At 62.8% G+C, this 16,414-nt stretch carries 16 protein-coding genes and 1 tRNA gene; 6 read left to right on the top strand and 11 right to left on the bottom strand.

Annotation, left to right across the window (positions count from 1 at the left end; all coding sequences use genetic code 11):
* Nucleotides 1–147 precede the first annotated feature (147 nt).
* Nucleotides 148–224: transfer RNA gene (locus tag CS1BSM3_RS17300), tRNA-His, on the top strand.
* Nucleotides 225–847: 623 nt separating this feature from the next.
* Here the strand turns inward: CS1BSM3_RS17300 and CS1BSM3_RS17295 are convergent.
* The 11 genes from CS1BSM3_RS17295 to CS1BSM3_RS17245 form a co-directional block, all read right to left on the bottom strand.
* Nucleotides 848–1,663 carry an ABC transporter ATP-binding protein gene (locus CS1BSM3_RS17295; protein WP_210188802.1) on the bottom strand — a complete coding sequence of 272 codons (816 nt, stop codon included), beginning with the start codon at nucleotides 1,661–1,663 and terminating at the stop codon, nucleotides 848–850.
* The gene (locus tag CS1BSM3_RS17290; RefSeq protein WP_072388987.1) at nucleotides 1,653–2,492 is read right to left on the bottom strand and encodes an ABC transporter permease; all 840 of its coding nucleotides are present in this window, start codon (nucleotides 2,490–2,492) and stop codon (nucleotides 1,653–1,655) included. The genes CS1BSM3_RS17295 and CS1BSM3_RS17290 overlap by 11 nt, the downstream gene beginning before the upstream one ends.
* Nucleotides 2,489–3,346, bottom strand: coding sequence for an ABC transporter permease (locus CS1BSM3_RS17285; RefSeq protein WP_210188801.1), 858 nt, complete (start codon nucleotides 3,344–3,346; stop codon nucleotides 2,489–2,491). The genes CS1BSM3_RS17290 and CS1BSM3_RS17285 overlap by 4 nt, the downstream gene beginning before the upstream one ends.
* 185 nt (nucleotides 3,347–3,531) lie before the next feature.
* The gene (locus CS1BSM3_RS17280; RefSeq protein WP_072388985.1) at nucleotides 3,532–4,524 is read right to left on the bottom strand and encodes an ABC transporter substrate-binding protein; all 993 of its coding nucleotides are present in this window, start codon (nucleotides 4,522–4,524) and stop codon (nucleotides 3,532–3,534) included.
* A gap of 29 nt (nucleotides 4,525–4,553) precedes the next feature.
* On the bottom strand, nucleotides 4,554–6,068 hold the full coding sequence (tcuA, locus tag CS1BSM3_RS17275) for an FAD-dependent tricarballylate dehydrogenase TcuA (RefSeq protein WP_072388983.1): 1,515 nt from the start codon (nucleotides 6,066–6,068) through the stop codon (nucleotides 4,554–4,556).
* On the bottom strand, nucleotides 6,065–6,973 hold the full coding sequence (locus tag CS1BSM3_RS17270; protein WP_210188800.1) for a TrmB family transcriptional regulator: 909 nt from the start codon (nucleotides 6,971–6,973) through the stop codon (nucleotides 6,065–6,067). The genes tcuA and CS1BSM3_RS17270 overlap by 4 nt, the downstream gene beginning before the upstream one ends.
* Nucleotides 6,970–7,776, bottom strand: a complete 807-nt coding sequence (locus CS1BSM3_RS17265) for a phosphosulfolactate synthase (protein WP_072388981.1) — start codon at nucleotides 7,774–7,776, stop codon at nucleotides 6,970–6,972. Before CS1BSM3_RS17265 ends, CS1BSM3_RS17270 begins: the two co-directional genes overlap by 4 nt.
* 11 nt (nucleotides 7,777–7,787) lie before the next feature.
* Nucleotides 7,788–9,023: a 2-methylaconitate cis-trans isomerase PrpF family protein gene (locus tag CS1BSM3_RS17260; RefSeq protein WP_083528682.1), complete on the bottom strand. Its 1,236-nt coding sequence runs from the start codon at nucleotides 9,021–9,023 to the stop codon at nucleotides 7,788–7,790.
* Nucleotides 8,998–10,410 carry an MmgE/PrpD family protein gene (locus tag CS1BSM3_RS17255; RefSeq protein ID WP_072388979.1) on the bottom strand — a complete coding sequence of 471 codons (1,413 nt, stop codon included), beginning with the start codon at nucleotides 10,408–10,410 and terminating at the stop codon, nucleotides 8,998–9,000. The genes CS1BSM3_RS17260 and CS1BSM3_RS17255 overlap by 26 nt, the downstream gene beginning before the upstream one ends.
* 162 nt (nucleotides 10,411–10,572) lie before the next feature.
* On the bottom strand, nucleotides 10,573–10,755 hold the full coding sequence (locus CS1BSM3_RS17250; RefSeq protein WP_072388977.1) for a hypothetical protein: 183 nt from the start codon (nucleotides 10,753–10,755) through the stop codon (nucleotides 10,573–10,575).
* Between the two features lie 92 nt (nucleotides 10,756–10,847).
* Nucleotides 10,848–11,672 (bottom strand): IclR family transcriptional regulator, encoded by an 825-nt coding sequence (locus CS1BSM3_RS17245; protein ID WP_072388975.1) that lies wholly within the window; start codon nucleotides 11,670–11,672, stop codon nucleotides 10,848–10,850.
* A 168-nt stretch (nucleotides 11,673–11,840) separates the two neighbouring features.
* On the opposite strand from CS1BSM3_RS17245, the gene CS1BSM3_RS17240 reads away from it, so the two are divergent.
* Genes CS1BSM3_RS17240 through CS1BSM3_RS17220 form a run of 5 tightly spaced genes read left to right on the top strand, consistent with a single transcriptional unit; the run spans nucleotide 11,841 to nucleotide 16,414 of the window.
* Nucleotides 11,841–13,043 carry an ABC transporter substrate-binding protein gene (locus CS1BSM3_RS17240; protein ID WP_072388973.1) on the top strand — a complete coding sequence of 401 codons (1,203 nt, stop codon included), beginning with the start codon at nucleotides 11,841–11,843 and terminating at the stop codon, nucleotides 13,041–13,043.
* Complete coding sequence (locus CS1BSM3_RS17235) at nucleotides 13,040–13,528, top strand: MaoC family dehydratase (RefSeq protein WP_072388971.1); 489 nt, start codon at nucleotides 13,040–13,042, stop codon at nucleotides 13,526–13,528. Before CS1BSM3_RS17240 ends, CS1BSM3_RS17235 begins: the two co-directional genes overlap by 4 nt.
* Entirely contained in the window at nucleotides 13,518–15,140 is a 1,623-nt protein-coding gene (locus tag CS1BSM3_RS17230) for an acyl-CoA synthetase (protein WP_210188799.1), read from the top strand. The genes CS1BSM3_RS17235 and CS1BSM3_RS17230 overlap by 11 nt, the downstream gene beginning before the upstream one ends.
* An 11-nt stretch (nucleotides 15,141–15,151) precedes the next feature.
* Complete coding sequence (locus CS1BSM3_RS17225; protein WP_072388967.1) at nucleotides 15,152–15,541, top strand: RidA family protein; 390 nt, start codon at nucleotides 15,152–15,154, stop codon at nucleotides 15,539–15,541.
* A gap of 6 nt (nucleotides 15,542–15,547) precedes the next feature.
* Nucleotides 15,548–16,414 (top strand): branched-chain amino acid ABC transporter permease, encoded by an 867-nt coding sequence (locus CS1BSM3_RS17220; RefSeq protein ID WP_072388965.1) that lies wholly within the window; start codon nucleotides 15,548–15,550, stop codon nucleotides 16,412–16,414.

The raw sequence follows: 16,414 nt of genomic DNA, 5'->3' as shown, positions 1-16,414 counted from the left end.
CGCGACGGACCTGCGTTCCCCATCTTCCGCACGCCGTCTTTGCCTATTGCCGCCGCGGCGTGCCCCGTGCCTTGCCAAGGCCCTGGAAGCACGTTAGAGAACGCCCTGCCGATCGGCCAGCGCCCGTTCCGGGCCCCGATGTGCTGTGCCGCCTTAGCTCAGTTGGTTAGAGCACCAGATTGTGGATCTGGGGGTCCCCCGTTCGAGCCGGGGAGGCGGTACCAATGATTTCAAGCCCTTACATTCCCGGGCACGTCCACCGAATCGGGGATTGGACCCGTTGCTGCTCCACGGATGTGAGCAGCCCATTGCATCGATCGATATGGTAAATCTTCACGCGTCGGGCAGCCATCCTGGAACAGGGCAATCTCGGCGGCTCGTTGACTGAGGGTGCCCCAGGGCGCCACATCACATCGAACCGGGCCTATTTGGCATCGAGGTAGCCCACAGTCGGCATCCGCACCTGGGCGATCGACGGTGGAGACCGCTCGCTCGGCGAGGCCGCTGTAGAACGTCGACGTCCGCCAGGAGGCTGTCGGACGATCTCAAGGAAACATCGTTCGGGGCTTCGGCAATCGCCGGCACGAGGCTCGCTTCGCCCAGTGAAGGGACAACATATGCCTGCGGCCTTGCACGCACCCTCCGCCCATCTCGCCATGACACGCTGGCGATTTTGAGCACGCGGCCCCTCGCCTATAGCCTCGCTACCGCCGATCCGGCGCGCGGACGAGCAGCAACAAGACCGGGAGTGGAAGGCGGCCCAGCGCCGAGCATCCGGCATTCAGCCGGGGAGCGAGCAAAACCGGGGGCGCAAAAGAATGCGCGGGACACCAAGCCTCAAACGACGCTACCTGATCTGTCGCTCCAGGCTCATGGCCTTGTCCACTTCGGCCGACAGGATGGCCGTGATCTCGTCCTCGTAGCGATGCATCGTCGGATTGCGGCGGTCGCGCGGATGAGGAACGTCGATGCGGACATCGGCGATGACACGAGACGGCCGCGAGCTGAGGACGACCACGCGATCCGCCATATGCACGGCCTCACTGACGCTGTGCGTGATCATCACGATGGTCCGGTTCGCTTCCTGCCACAGGTCCTGCAGGTCGCGGATCATGTAATTCTTGGTCTGCACGTCGAGCGCGCCGAACGGCTCATCGAGCAGCAGCACTTCCGGATCGTACGTCAATGCCCGCGCGATCGCGACGCGCTGCTTCATGCCGCCCGACAGCGTCGACGGATAGGCGTTCTCGAAGCCTGAAAGCCCGGTCAGGCGGATCCACTTGAGGGCCCGCGCCTCGGCTTCCTCGCGCTTCACACCCTGAATGTCGAGACCGAGCGTGATGTTCCGCAGCACTGTCAGCCATGGAAACAGCACGAACTCCTGGAACACGACGCCGCGATCCGGCCCCGGCCCCGTAATGGCGTTGCCATTGATCGTGAGCTCGCCGCCGCTCGGCTTCTCGAAGCCCGCAATCAAATACAGGAAGGTCGACTTGCCGCAGCCGCTCGGGCCAATGATCGCGACGAACTCCCGCTCCTGGATGGAGAGCGTGACGTCCTCCATGGCAAGGACATTGCCGAAGCTCTTTTGAATGCCCTTGGCCACGATCTTCGGCTTCGACCGCGCGTTCATCGGAAGGACTTTCGCCAGATCAGCGCTCACTTTGGATTCCCCATTTTTCGGTTGTTGCGGCCTCGAGACGGCCGATCAGAACATTTTCGAGCAGATAGCCGAGCACGGCGATGAGAATGATCCCTGCATAGATCACGTTCGTGCTCATATACTCCGACGCATCGTAGATCATGAAGCCGAGGCCGAACGAGCTCGCCGCCAGCATTTCGGCAGCGATCAAGGCGCGCCAGGCATAGCCGGTGCCGAGGCGCATGCCGGTGATCAGGTAAGGAAAGATCGCCGGAATGATCACGCGGAAGAAGATCTGCAGCCGCGAGGCGCCCATCGAGCGGGCAACCCAGAACAGCTTCACGTTCATCATCTCGATGCCGGCGACGATCGTGTAGATCACCTCGAAGACCGCGGCGATGAAGACGACGATGATGGTTGTGCGGTCATCGATGCCCGTGAGCAGCAGAAGAACCGGTGTCCATGCGAGCGTCGGTACGGGCATGAAAATGCTGATGAGCGGCTGGAATAGCATACGCGCCCAGCGCGTCATGCCGATCAGAACGCCCAATACCGTGCCGATGACAACGGCCAGCGCTATGCCGGCCAGAAGCCGGATCATGCTGCGCAGCACGTGCATCGGCATCGCATAGGGCGGACTGCCGTCCGGCCCCGATTGCGTCCAGATGGTCGCTGCGATGTTGGACGGCGCCGGAAACAGAAACGTGTTGATCCAGCCAAGTCGCGCGGCGACTTCCCACAGCATCAGCAAGGTCACGATGACGCCGGAGCGCGTGATGATGTTGCGCAGAAGCGCGCCCGCGCGCTCTCCGGAGAGCGGCTTCGCGCCAGCAAGGTCGGCAGCACTCATCGCGTCCCCCTGACCTTGCCGCTGCTGTGCCAGCGCGCCACTGTCATTTTTTCCAGCGTGCCGAAGATCACGTGCTCGATGAGCAGCCCAATGACCGCCAGGCACACGATGCCAACGAACATGGTCGAGACGTCCATGTAGGAGCGCGCGGCAAAGATCATGTAGCCGAGGCCATAGCTCAGCGCGGCAAGCATCTCAGCCGCAACGAGCGTACGCCAGGAATGAGCCATGCCGAGCTTGAGACCGGAGATGAGCGCTGGAAGCGCACCGGGCAGAAGCACGCGCCTGAAGAGGTCCAGCGGTCCAGCGCCCATGCTCTGCACGACCCAGATCGCGTGGACGCCGATGCCACGCACGCCCTGGATGGTGCTGTAGAGCACTGGGAAGAACGCGCCGAGGAAGCAGACGCCGATGATTGTCAGATCGCCTTGTCCGAAAGCAACGAGAAAGATCGGCGTCCAGGCGACGGCCGGCAACGGCAGCAGGAGACTGAGCAAGGGAGACAGCGCGCGATAGGTCCCCGTGCTGAGACCAAGCACGAAGCCGAGCGGAATGGCCACGAGACAGGCGAGCACGAACGCCGCAAGTGCCCTCCACAAGCTCACGCCAATGTGCACGAGCAGCAGGCTTCGCTCGGCCTTGGCTGGGTTCAGAAGCTCCCATGCGCGCACCACGATCATCGATGGTGCGGGCAGGATGGTCGCATCCGCCAGGCCAAACCGGACCACGCCTTCCCAAAAGAGAAGCAGGGCGCCAATCGGGAGCATGAACGTCACAAACGCGACGATCTGGCTCGGTGAGGCAGATGGCCCGCCCTTCTGGCGCGGGACGCCCGCAGTTCTGCTCGCTGTCACGGTTCTAGGACCTCAAGGCACCCTAGTGTGATGATCGAGAAATTCGCCACATCTCGGGCACGGTATAGAGCGAATTTCTCGATCTGAATCACACTGGCAAGTGGATGATTTCTAGTGTCCCTTTTGATTCCGAAGTTCGCTCGCAACACCAGCATCGAGGTGTGGCGAACTTCGGAATCGGGACACTAGCGGGATGCCTGCCTCAGTTTGACGGCCTGCTCGTAGAAGTCCATGCGCACGAGCTTCTTGAAATCCGGAACAGCACCGATCTTACTGGCGCCCTTCATGGACTCCGCCACCGGAATGAGCTCGGCCAGCAGCGCATCGGTCACCTTCGGATCCATCTTGATCCGCGTAAATGAGAGCTCGAGCGCCTTGGGATTGATGGAGACGCCCTTCTTGCTGATTTGGCCGGCGGCCAGCTTCGCGGCCTCCTGCGGATTGCTGCTGATCAGCTCCCCGAGATCGATCAGGGTGGCGATGTAGCGAGCAACAGCCTCCGGATTGGCGTCGGCGAACTTGCGATTGACGAGGACGAAGTTCGGGCTGTCGTTCACGCCGGCCATCGACTGAATGCGCCTGACCACGCCCATGGTCTCCGCGATCGCGACATGAGGTTCCCAGGCCACTGCACCATCGATGATACCCTGCTGCACGGCTGCGCGCAGATCCTCGACCTTCATGTTGACGATCTGGAAATCGCTTTCCTTGAGGCCATTGTTGTCGAGATAGACGCGAAAGGTGCTGTAGGTGCCCGAGCCGGTCACCGCGCCGACCTTCTTGCCCTTGAGCTCCTGCACCGTCTTGATCGGCGAATCCTTGGCGACCATGACGCCGTAGCGATCACCGCCGTACTGGTTGGCCGCGACGATGTAGAAGAGCTCCGGCTGCTGCGCGGCCATCGTGACGAGGCGACCAGATCCGCCGTTGCCGATGTCCACGCGCCCGGCGATGAAGGCCTTGAGAATGTCGGCGCCGGAGCTGAAGGATCCGTGCTCCACCTTCAGCTTGTAGCGGGCGCCCCAGTCCTTCGCCGTGTAGACTTCGTCCGGCGGAACAGACTGCAGTCCAACTCGGATCGACATCGATCCCGTCGTCGCGTGCGCGAGCGTGCCACCGACGGCGACCATCGCCGCCAATGCGCTCCACTTCAACCAACCGAATCCTTTGAGGCTCATGGTGCTTCTTCCCTAGATGAGTGCCAATTTCAGGCCGCTGAGCGGCTCTTGTTCACAGCGGCTGCGGCCGCAGCGCCTTCACCTGCGATCTTGCCGAACACCGCGCCCGACGTGAGGCCGGTGCCGCCGGGATAGTTGTGAAAGAAGAGGCCGCCGACCATTTCGCCCGCCGCGAAGAGGCCGGGGATCGGCTGATCGGCCGTGTCATGCACCTGGCCGTCGGGGCCGATCTTCACGCCGCCGAATGTGAAAGTCACACCGCACGTCACGGCATAGGCTTCGAAGGGACCTGCATCGATCGTGTTGGCCCAGTTCGACTTGCGCGGCGCAACGCCTTCAGCAGCGCGGCCGTCCTTGATATTCGGATTGAACGGGACGTCCTTTTTCACTGCCGCGTTGAACTCGGCAATCGTGCGCAGAAAACCATCGCGGTCGACGCCCTCCATCTGATCGACAAGCCCCTCCAGCGTATCGGAAGAGACCTTGGTGATCTGCCGTATGCGGTACTCGTCCCGGAGCATGGGGATGACCTTGCTGTCGAACACCTGCCAAGCAAACTGCCCCGGCTGAGCCAGGATGGCACTCCCGTATTTCGCATAGGTGTAATTACGGAAGTCGGCGCCTTCGTCGACGAAGCGCTCGCCGCGCGCATTGATCATGATGCCGAACGGATAGCTGTGCTTCTGGAATGCGTCGCCGACAGCCAGATCGCCGAACGTCGGCGCATTCTGATCCCAGCCGACGGCGTGGGCCCCCGACCAATGTCCGCAGGCCATGGCGCCGACGTCGAGCGCCATCTTGATGCCGCCCCCGGTGTTGAAGCGCGTGCCGCGCACCTTGGCGAGATCCCAGTTCGGGCCGAGATAGCGCGCCCGCATCTCCGCATTGGATTCGAAGCCCCCACAGGCGAGCACCACGGCTCTGCAGTAGAGGTCGCGCTCCCGGCCGCGGTGGCTGACGTGCACGCCATGGACGCCGTCGTTGTCCTTGATGAGCGACACCGCCGCCGTCTCGTAGAGGATCTGCACGCCCTTCCGCTCAGCGGAACTCAGCAGCATATCGACGAGACCGGGGCCACCACCCCATACCTCGACGCTGAGGCCGCCCCAGAACTGGAAGCGCCCATTGACCTTGTAAGCCTGGCGGCCGTGGCTCGTCTGGAAGCGAACGCCCTGCTTGCGCATCCATTGAAGTGTCGGGAGGCTGTTCCTCACCAGCAGCTCGCACAGCACGGGGTCCGTGCGGTACTGCGTGACACGGAACATGTCGTCGAAGAACTGGTCGACGGTGTAGCTGCCGAAGTCGGTCAATGCGAGCGTGTCGGCGTCGACATCAGGGACCAGGGACAGAACGTCATCGACGCCATCGAAAGTGTAGCGCATGGCGCCGGCAGTATAGGTGGAGTTGCCGCCGCGCTCAGCTTCGGGGGCTGCCTCCAGTATGAGCACGCTGGCGCCGTTGTTGCGCGCCGAGATCGCAGCACACGCAGCCGCATTGCCAGCCCCCACTACGATGACGTCGTATTCCAGCTCGTCGGTACTCATGTGATCTTTTCCTTGCCCTTCTTGCCCGGGGTTTTTGTGTCCGACGTGAGGCCAAGCAGCCTCTCGAGCGCATCTGCTTGGGCTGGCGGAAGATACTTGCGGCGCAGATCCATCAAGGCCGTGCCGAAGGTCTTCTGAATCGGCTGGCCGAACATCTCGAAGATCTCGGCGAAGTAGACCTCGTGTCGGATGAGGGACTCGGCCAGATTGACGATCGGTCGATTGCGCGTGTACGCGCCGTGCGGATGGTTCTCGATTTCGGCGACCAGCGCCTCCTCGAAGTCGACGGTGATCGTCACCAGCTTGTGAGCGATGCCGACCGGAATGCCGTTGCCTTCGTGCAGATAGGTGCGCGATTTGCCGCCGAACTGGAATTTCTCGAGTTGCGTACCAAACAGAATGATCAACACTTCGACGCCCCGCTCCGCGGCTCGTTCGAGCGCGTCGCGGTAAGGCATGATGTTCTGCTCGGCAGCCTTGATCCAGATGTGCGAGCCGGCACCATCGATCATCGACTCGATCTTCGTGCTGATCGCATCACCACCGGAAATCGACCAGACGTAGCCACGCTCGTCGGCCTGGGCCGCGACCGGAATGGCCTTGATCAGCTTGGCGCAGCGCCTCGCGGTCGCGCTGGAAATGCGCTCGAACAGGACGTCGGGCGTGACCGCAACATAGCGCACCGGGCTCTCGGAAATCGGCTGCGCCGCCTCTTTCTTGCTGAGGCTGTCCAGCACGGTATAAGCGTTGGCCTTGGGAAGCCCCGCAAGCTTGCTGACCTCGTAAGCTGTTGCCGGCTGAAGCTGATAGAGCGCGAGATAGGCCCGCGCCTCGTATTCGCTGAACCCGAGCGCGATCAGATCGGGCAGCAGCTCGCGCAAATCCGTCTGATTGGATTCGATCAAGCTTTCGCTCCCTCTTTTGCGAGCAGCGAATAGTCGACAGCGCGACCGATCCCGCGCCGCAAGCCCTCGAGACGCAGGGCCTGGCCGGGCGCGATGTTGGCCAGATTGACGTCGATGCCGAAGTCCTGCAGCAGGCCCACATGCTGCTTGGGGAAGCGATAGGGATCGGCCTCGATGAGAATGCGCTCGAACCAGGGCGCTGCAGCGATCGCCTTGAGCTGCTCCGGCGCGCGGCTTGCAGCCATATCGATCTCGGACTGCTCGACGATGACGTGGTCGACACCGCGATTGGTCATCGCGGTGATCAGGGCCTCGATATCGTCGACACGCAGGGGCTGCTCGGGGTTCTTGCGGCCGAACTCGTAGATGACCGACAGGCCCAAGCTCTGGAAGCGATCTATGTAGGATAGCCGCTCGTTGTCGTTGAGCGTGACGTAATTCTCGGAGATCTCCACGGCGTTGAGACCGATCTTCCGCACGTGATCGCAATAGAGATCCACTTCATTGCGCTGGTAGGCGTACTCGAAGAGGATCCCGCCCGCGTAGCAGTGCACGCCCGCGTCGCGGTAGAGCTTGATGATGCGCTGGATCACCGGCTTTGGGATGAGCAGCGCATTCATCGCGTAGATCTTGGCGAAGTCGATGTACTCGGCCGCACAATCGAGCATGTCGGCAATGCCGCGCTCGCCCGTCCAGCCGAAGCCGTCCGGGCCATAGTCGATCACCGCGGTCAGGCCGCGCTTGCGCGGCTTTGCGCTCCGTGGCGGTGGGGCGAATTCGCGCTGATGCTCCCTCGTATTCATTTCGGCCGTCCTTATGCCGTTTGGGCAAGTTGATCGATCTTGCGACGTCGAATGAACAGCGAGCCTTCCATGATGAGCCGCGCTGTTCTCTCGATCTCCGCGCTCTCGATGACAATACCACCATTCGCATCGCGTCTCGTGCGCGAAGCAACGCGCAGGACACCGCTCGGATGCCCCAAGCGAACATCCGTGACCGGCTTGCCGATGGCTTCAGCGACGATCGAGCCGGGAACAGCACTTGCGACGGCCGTGCAGACGGCCCCGGTCACCGCGAGCGCCTTGTGCGGCCGCTGCATGGCGAGCTGTCGGACGCAGATGTCGACATTGGATGCGGCGATCTCGGCGCCGCTCACGCTGCGATAGGGAGAGGGCGGCGCGATCATGATGACGCGCGGAATGTTAGGCGTTTCGATGCGTGCCTGCTCGGGCTTGGATACCAATCCGAGAACGACCGCCGCCCACCCGCGCACCTTTTCCAGCCGCCCCATCAGCAGCTCATTGCCGCGCAGCTCGTCCGGCGTCTCCGTGCCCGTGCCTCCGATGTCGGATGCCCTTACATAGACGAAGGAGGTGGCTGCATCGATGAAGGAGACCTCGATCTCTCTATCGTCGATCGTGATCCTGTCGCGGGCATTGCCGGTCGGCAGCAACTTGCCGGAAACCGCGCCGCTGCAATCGCCGAAGTCCAATCGTATGGCCGCGCCAGGATCGGGCACGCCCGCGATGCTGCAGGTGCCCTCACAGGATGGCTCGCCATTGCGAACGGGAATGCGCGCGGTGACGACCTGCTTCGTATTGGTTGTATAGATGCGAACCGTCGTCTCCGGCTCTACGGCCCGCACGAGCCCGCGGCGAATGGCGAACGGACCGACGGCAGCGAGCATGTTGCCGCAGCTTCCGCCGATCGACACCTTGGGCTGCTCGATGCCGACTTGATAGAAGGAATACTCGACATCGGCGTCGGGCCGCTCCGACCGCTTCACGACAGCCGCCTTGCTCGTCAGCGGATCGGCGCCGCCGATGCCGTCGATCTGCCGGCTGTCGGGCGAGCCGTAGGCAGCGAGCAGGACGGCATCGCGTTGCGGTCCGATCGGCGGCAGATCCGCATCCAGGAAAAAGCCGCCCCGGCTCGAGCCCCCACGCATGAAGGCACAGGGAATTGCGACCTGCTCGCTGTCGCCCGCGCTGAGCGCGGGCGACGTTACTGCGGGCGCTGATTGCTCACGCGGCGCGAAGCGAAGGGCCATTGTCCACCACCGTTGCCTGCGGGATCACGTCGGCCTTCGGCTGGCGCTCGAGCGACATCACGAGGTCGCTGACCTTCCGCGCCTGCTTCTCGTCGATCACCATCGTGGTCATGGCGAGGAACTTGGCTTCGAGCTCGGCGGGTGCGAGCGGATTGCTCGGCTCGCCCTTGGGCTCTTCCGAGCTGCGGGTCACCTTGCGCCCGTCCTTGAGCGCGATGTCGATCTGCGCCTGGCGGCCGCCGAGACCATAGGCCGGCTCCTCGCGCAGCTCGACCTTGTTCATGCCCGAGTGGACATCGGACTGCTTGTAGCCGTCCCAGTATTCTTTGAGGCCATTGCCGCCCGATGCGAGCGAGAGCGCGACGCTGAACTGCGTGCTGCCCATCGCCGCGTTGAGGTTTGTGCAGACCGGCTTCGAGGCCTGGCGGATCGCGAGCTTGCTCATGTGGACGGTGACGCGATCAACATTGTCGAGACGGACGCCATCGAGACGATAAGCATCCTGCGCCAGATCGATCGGCCCATGCGCATAGCGGCACGCGGCGTGCGGCTTAAAGCCGACTTCCATGATGGCGAAGTGCTTGCCGAGATTGTCCTGCAGGTCGTCAAGCCGGACGCTGTCGGTGAAGGCATTGAGGAAGCCTTCACGCGACTCGAGCACCTTCTTGGGACCGCTGAATCCGCGGCTCGCCATGATGGCGGCAAGCACGCCGTTGTAGGCCGACTTGCCCGGGCTGAACGGCTTCGCCATGCAGGGGTCGTCGAGATAGGACTGGATGCCCGCCGACTGCATGCAGGCAAGGCCGATCGCCCACGCAATCTGCTCGGCATTGCCGCCGAGCAGCTTCGCGCTCATAGCCGCCGCGCCGATGGCCGAAACAGTGCCGGTCGTGTGATAGCCGCGCTGGCGATGGCCGGGATTGATGGCCTTGGCAATGCGGACGGCGACATCATAGCCGGCGACAACACCCGCCACGACATCCTTGCCCGATGCGCCCGAAATCTCAGCGACGGCGAAGGCGGCCGGCACGAGCACCGAGCCGGCCTTGATCAAGCCCGTGCCGTGCGCGTCGTCGAGCTCGATGCCGTGCCCCATCATGGCGTTGACCAGAGCGGCATTCGGCGTCGGCACCTTCATGCCGTGACCGATGATCGTGCTCTGGGGCGCCCCGCCCCACTCCTTCACGAGCTCGATGACCTTGTTGGCGGGCTCGCTGATCGCCGATGCCGCAATCTCGTTGCCGACGCCATCGCGCAGGATCAGCTTCGCCTTGTGCGCGACGTCGTCGGGGATGTTCTCGTACTTCAGGCCGGCGACATGCTCGGCAAAGCGCATCGTGAGCCCTTTGAGCTCCTCGGCCTGCTGAGGGGTGGAGACACTTGGCATCTTGGACAGCTCCAGCGGTTAATTGGTAGCAGTAAAGAATACCACTAATTGGCCTCTGTCAACGCCATGAGACCTGAAATTCGCCTATGGTGGCCCTCCTATGCACGTTTGGAGGCAATTCCAGCTACCACCATTTCCGACCGCTGACCGCTGGCTGATGCCTCAGGCGCGCAGCGGCGATAGCAGCGCCGCCTCGGCGCGCCGGACGCGATTGTCAGCTTTTCTGGAAATCGACGGGCACGCGGCAAGGCCCGCCCAGAACATCAACTTCTGACGCCAACGCTGAAGCTGCCGCGACGGAGCCGCCAACAGCAACAAAATCGCCGCCGCTTTCAGGACGGCCAAGACAGCATCCGCGGACCACTGGCACTGTCCCGACCAGAGAGAACCAATGGACTGCTATTGGCTCGCCACGTCAGCCGCTTTGACCGCTGACCTCATCCCTTCGCAGAATATGCGCCCGGCGACCTCCGCGGAGGCGGGCGCATCGGAGACCTCGACGATAGATCGCCGAGCGCGGGCGACAGGCCATCCGCGGCAATCCGCATTCTCTCGATGGTCACCTCGAGAGAGCGTCGGTTCAGACGATCGATAAGACTGGATACGCCGAGGCTGTACATGACTCCCACCTCGGGCACCTCGATGGGAATGGCGAGAGCCCCGACGCCCGGTTCCATCTCGTTGAGACACGTTGCGTAACCAGATGCGCGCACACGCGCGTGCTCGCGATCAATGCTCGTCCGCGTAACCTTCGTTCTTGGCGTGAGCTTTGGAAGAACGACGTCGAGAGCCTTGTCGACCACACTTTTCGGCTGAAATGCCAAGATCGCCTTGGCCGATGCAGCGGCGTGAGGAGGCATGATGTGCCCCGGAAATACATAGCCCTGCAAACCGGACGTCGGCACAGCCCACGCGAGCGATATGACCTGATGCCCGACGAGGCGCGTGACGAAGCACGTTTCGCCGAATTCATTCGCCAGCGCATCCAGGACCGGCTGAACGGAGATTTTCAGCCAGGCATCATCAGAGCCCGCGTGCAGAAGGCGAAGAAGGCGCTCGCCCAGACGGTAGTCCTTGCGCCTCGTGCCATCCGTCGTCACCAGGCCTGAGCCCTGAAGATTCTGAAGCAGTCGATGCGTCGACCCGACGGGCAACGCGCAGCGCTCGGCGATCTCCGACAGGCTGAGCGCCTTTGATGCAGTCGCCACCGCCTCGAGCACAGCGAGGTAGCGCTCGAGCGGTGCGCTCTTGCCGTCTTCCATTGAACCTCTGCCTCCGAATTGAGCGCATTGCGCGAGATCTGCCATTGACAGGCAGCCCTCGCGCTCAATACGATTGTCGAAAATCAGTAATAGTTTCCGATTTTCGGAAATGCAAGTCGCATGAGCATTCTTAGTGTGTGCGGTCTCGAAAAAGGGAAGGTGTGGAGGATGTCGAGTTTCAAAACGGCCATAGCCAGCGCACTAGCTGCGGTGGCGCTCAGCGCAGCCCCCCTCAGCGCGCAAGAGCCTGGGGTGAGCGACAAGTCCATAAAGATCGGAATACTTGGCAGCCTCACCGGGCCGCTCGCGATCTTCGGCACGGGCAATCTCGCCGGCGCGACAATCGCCTTCGAGGAGGCCAACGCGGCAGGCGGCATCAATGGTCGTCAGATCGAGTGGGTCTCACTCGATGATGAGTCCTCTCCGCCAAAAGGCATTGCAGCGTTCAAGAGGCTCGTCGATCAGGAGAAGGTCTTCGCGATCTTCGGCCCGGGCGCGAGCGCCGTCGGCCAAGCGCTGATCCCGAGTTTCAAGGCGAGCAAAACGCCCGTATTCATCTCGGTCTTCTCGACACCTGCGGTTACGGAGCCGCCCATCCGCACGGTCTTCCGCACCGGCCCGATGAATGATCGGCAGCAGGGCATCGCGATCGCGGACTATGTGATCGAGCATCTCAAGGCGAAGAAGATCTCGCTGATCCGCCAGACCGACGAGTATGGCAAGCGGGGCGGCGAGGCCGTCGTCGCTCGCCTGAAGGAGCTCAATGTCGCTCTTGCCAACGAGGAGGTCTTCAATCTTACAGACACCGACTTCACCGCCCAGCTCACGCGCACGATCAAGGCCGAGCCGGACGTCCTGATCATCTACGGCTATCCAAATCCCTCGGCGATCATCACGCGCCAGGCCAAGCAGCTCGGGCTGAAAGCCAAGATCATGGGTGCCAACTCGGCGGGCAGCCGGAAGTATCCGGAGATCGTCGGCGAGGCCGCAGCGGGCACGCAGAACATCGTCACGCTGCAGGTGCTGCCCGAGGGTAACGATCCCGCGGCCGTGAAATTCCGCGCAGCTTTCGAGAAGCGCTTCCCGGATCTTGCGCGCCAGGGCCGTCCGGACCTTGGTGACGTCCTTGCCTATGGCGGTGGGCTCGCCTTTGTCGATGCGCTGAAGCGCGCGGGCGACAAGCCGACCCAGGAGAGCTTCATCAAGGCGCTCGAAGGCCTCAAGGATTTCCAGACCGGCCTGACGCTGCCGACGACCTTCTCCGCGGAGCGTCGTGAAGGGAATGTTGCTGCGAGGATCGTGGAAGTGCAGAGCGACCTCAGCCGCAAGCTCCTTCCTGCGGTGGTTCAGGACAAGAGTGCCAGCAAATGAGCGGCGCCGAGCACCAGCTCTTTGCCGATGATCTGGTGATTGGACAGACCTTCCGCGGTGAGGATCGGGTCATTGGCGACGATGCGTTCTCAGCCTTTGCCCGCCTCACCGGGGATGATCATCCCATCCACTATGATGACGCGTTCGCAGCCAAGACGCGCTTCGGCAAGCGGCTCGCGCACGGCCTGCTCTTGATGGCGATGACGGCCATGGGAGCAACCGCCATGTCGCGCCGCCTGCAGGACGCAATGGTCGCCTTCGCGGAGCAGAAGTGCCGCTTCATGAAGCCGGTTTTTGTCGGCGACACGGTATCGAGCCGGTTCGAGATCATCGCCATCGAACGCAGGGCAAATCGCAATATGGCGCTGGTTCGCATGAGGGTGACGCTCGTGAAAGGCGATGACGAGGTCGTCCTCGATGGCGAGCACGCCTATTTGCTTCGGTGCCAACCGGAAGATGCAGAGGGCGTCGAGCGTGGCGCGTAAGTCCTACACGGAAGCCGCTGCGGCCTTCGACTGGCGAGACGTGCGCGCGGCGCTCGGATGGGGCGACGCCGCTCGCGTTTCAATCGGCGAGGCGATCGTCGATCGCCATGCCGACAGCAATCGTACGGCCCTGATCTGGATCGGCAGCGATGGCCGGGAGCAGAGGCTCAGCTATCGCGACCTCTCGGAAGCGAGCAATCGTTTTGCCGCGGCGCTGCGGCGCCTCGGCGTAAAGCCTGGCGACCGCGTGGCCGGGCTCATGCCGCGCGTGCCCGAGACGCTGGTGGTGATCATTGGCGCTCTGAAGGCCGGCGCCATCTATGTTCCGATGTTCACCGGCTTTGGTCCGGACGCCATCAGGTTTCGTCTCAAGCACAGCAAGGCGCGCGTCGTCGTCACGCATGAGCTTGTGCGCGATCAGATTCCCGCAGGTGTCGATACGACGGTCGTCTGTGTTCACGTAGACAGCGCTCCCGTCTCCGACGATCTCGACTACAGCGAGCTGATCTCGCGGGAGGACGCGACATTCGAACCGCCGCTCCGCGACCGCGAAGAAATCGCTGCGTTGATCTATACGTCAGGTTCCACCGGACAACCCAAAGGCGGCGCCATCGCCGTCAATTTCCTCGCTGCCGTATGGCCGTACATCATCTACGGCCTCGACTTGAGCGAGGAAGATGTGCTCTGGCCGACAGGAGATCCTGGCTGGGGCTATGGATTCGTCTGCTACCTGGGCGCGCTCGCGCGCGGCGCGACGCTCGTTTCTCTTCAGCCGAACCCGACGCCGGAGCTTAGCCTCTCCATTCTCGAGCGCTACGGCGTCACGAACCTCGCGACGACACCAACACTTCTGCGCGGCTTGATGGCCCTCGGAGAGGAGCAGGTGCGGCCGTCGCGCTCACGGCTGCGGGCCATCTCGAGTTGCGGAGAGCCGTTGAACGCCAAAGTCGTCGAGTTCTTCCGGAACGCATGGGACATCACGCCAATGGATCACTTCGGCGCGACGGAGCTCGCTCTGCCTATCGGCAATTACAATGCGCTCGACATGGAGGTGAAGGCGGGCTCGATGGGCTTGCCATCGCCGGGCTACCAAATGGCAATCGTCGATGAGGCCGGCAATACCCTGCAGAGCGGCGCAATCGGGCTGCTCGCAAGCAGGTCCACGGCAAACAACCGCTATTGGCTGAGCTATTGGGAAGATCCCGCAGCGTCGCAGGACCTGATGCGCAATGGCTGGATCGTGACGGGCGATCTGGCGCGGCGCGATCATGACGGCTACTTCTGGTTCGAGGGGCGTGCGGGCGACATGATCAAGAGCGCCGGCTATCGCATTGGTCCCTTCGAGGTGGAAAGCGCGCTGCTGAGACATCCTGCGGTGGCCGAGGCCGCTGTCGTCGGCAAGCCCGACGAGTTGCGCGGAGAGATCGTCAAGGCGTGGATTGTCCTGCGCCCCGGTTTCTCAGGCTCTGACAGCCTTTCAAAAGAGCTGGTCGAGCTCGTGCGCGATACGCTCGGCCGCTATCAGTACCCGCGAGAGATCGTGTACGTGGCAAGCCTGCCCAAGACCGAGACCGGCAAGATCCAACGCTTCATGCTTCGAGAGCGCGACTGAGGAGGAGCCCAATGGCCGTTTATGAACCGATCATCCCCAATCCCAATTGGCCCGAGCGCATGACGTTCTCGCCGGCCGTGCGGGTGGGCAACCTCGTCTTCCTGTCCGGCAGCACCGCGGGCGACGCAAACGGCAACATCGTGGCACCGGGCGATATCGCCGGGCAGACCCGATACATCTTCGAGAAATTCGCCGTCATTCTCGAAAGCGTCGGTGGCAGCCTCGCCAATATCGTCGAGACCACGGACTACGTCCTCTCGCTGGAGGACTACAAGAAAACCGCCCAGGTCCGCCGGGAGCTCTTCAAGGGGCCACCATGGCCGGCGGCGACCGGCGTCGTCGTCAGCGGGCTCGTACGCGAGGGCGCGCTGATCGAAATCAAAGCCATCGCTGCGCTCTGAGGCCCCATGCTCGCCCAAGTCCTTGTCAGCTCGATCACGGCGGGAGCGGTCTATGCGCTGATCGCGCTCGGCTTCGTGCTCATTCACAAGGGCACGGGCGTCGTGCATTTCGGCTATGGTGATCAAGTCACCTTCGGTGCGTATCTCGTTCTGATCGGCCAGGCGTTCATCGGCCTCCGCTTCGACGTCGCGGTCGCGGGAGCGTTGGTCGCTTCTGTCCTGCTCGGCGCCATCATCTATCTGGCCTTCATGTGGCCGCTCAGGAACGCCTCATTGCTTGCGCGCATTATCGCAAGTCTCGCGCTTGGCACGGTGCTGCGAGAGTTTCTGCGCAGCTACATGGGGCCGAATGCCTGGCCCTTCCCGTTCCTGCTTTCATCCACATCGGTCCCGGTCGGTGGCGTTCTCATCGTGCCTGCCAATCTTGCGATCGTCGGCGTCGCCATTGCCGTGCTCGTTGCGCTCTACCTGATCTTCGATCGCACGATCTACGGGAAGGCAATCCTCGCAGCCTGTGAGAACAGCACCGGCGCAAGTCTGGTCGGCGTGCACGTTTCGACGGTGTTCCTCTTGATCTGGATCCTCGCCTCCGTCCTCGCGACAGTTGCTGGTATCCTGGTCGCACCGCTTTTGACCTTGTCCCCAGACATGGGCCTCATCGGCATCAAAGGCTTCACGGCGGCCGTGCTCGGTGGCTTCAACAGCCTGCCAGGTGCGGTAGCCGGCGGCATCGCGCTCGGAATCCTCGAAGCCCTGGCTGGGACGTACGTGTCGAGCGCCCTCAAGGACATGATCAGCTATGCGATCCTGATTGCCGTCATACTCGTGCGGCCGCAGGGTCTGTTCGGCGAGCTGACGCTGAAGAAGGTGTAA

This window comes from Hyphomicrobium sp. CS1BSMeth3 (genome assembly GCF_900117415.1).
Taxonomy (GTDB): domain Bacteria; phylum Pseudomonadota; class Alphaproteobacteria; order Rhizobiales; family Hyphomicrobiaceae.
The sequence above is the reverse complement of the archived record's forward strand: the minus strand, read 5'-3'. Positions and strand labels throughout refer to the sequence as shown.

Coding starts and splice junctions, on each gene's coding strand:
- CS1BSM3_RS17290 (WP_072388987.1), bottom strand. CDS start 2,492: ATGAGTGCTGCCGACCTTGCTGGCGCGAAGCCGCTCTCCGGAGAGCGC.
- CS1BSM3_RS17225 (WP_072388967.1), top strand. CDS start 15,152: ATGGCCGTTTATGAACCGATCATCCCCAATCCCAATTGGCCCGAGCGC.
- CS1BSM3_RS17235 (WP_072388971.1), top strand. CDS start 13,040: ATGAGCGGCGCCGAGCACCAGCTCTTTGCCGATGATCTGGTGATTGGA.
- CS1BSM3_RS17280 (WP_072388985.1), bottom strand. CDS start 4,524: ATGAGCCTCAAAGGATTCGGTTGGTTGAAGTGGAGCGCATTGGCGGCG.
- CS1BSM3_RS17240 (WP_072388973.1), top strand. CDS start 11,841: ATGTCGAGTTTCAAAACGGCCATAGCCAGCGCACTAGCTGCGGTGGCG.
- CS1BSM3_RS17220 (WP_072388965.1), top strand. CDS start 15,548: ATGCTCGCCCAAGTCCTTGTCAGCTCGATCACGGCGGGAGCGGTCTAT.
- tcuA (WP_072388983.1), bottom strand. CDS start 6,068: ATGAGTACCGACGAGCTGGAATACGACGTCATCGTAGTGGGGGCTGGC.
- CS1BSM3_RS17265 (WP_072388981.1), bottom strand. CDS start 7,776: ATGAATACGAGGGAGCATCAGCGCGAATTCGCCCCACCGCCACGGAGC.
- CS1BSM3_RS17260 (WP_083528682.1), bottom strand. CDS start 9,023: ATGGCCCTTCGCTTCGCGCCGCGTGAGCAATCAGCGCCCGCAGTAACG.
- CS1BSM3_RS17245 (WP_072388975.1), bottom strand. CDS start 11,672: ATGGAAGACGGCAAGAGCGCACCGCTCGAGCGCTACCTCGCTGTGCTC.
- CS1BSM3_RS17255 (WP_072388979.1), bottom strand. CDS start 10,410: ATGCCAAGTGTCTCCACCCCTCAGCAGGCCGAGGAGCTCAAAGGGCTC.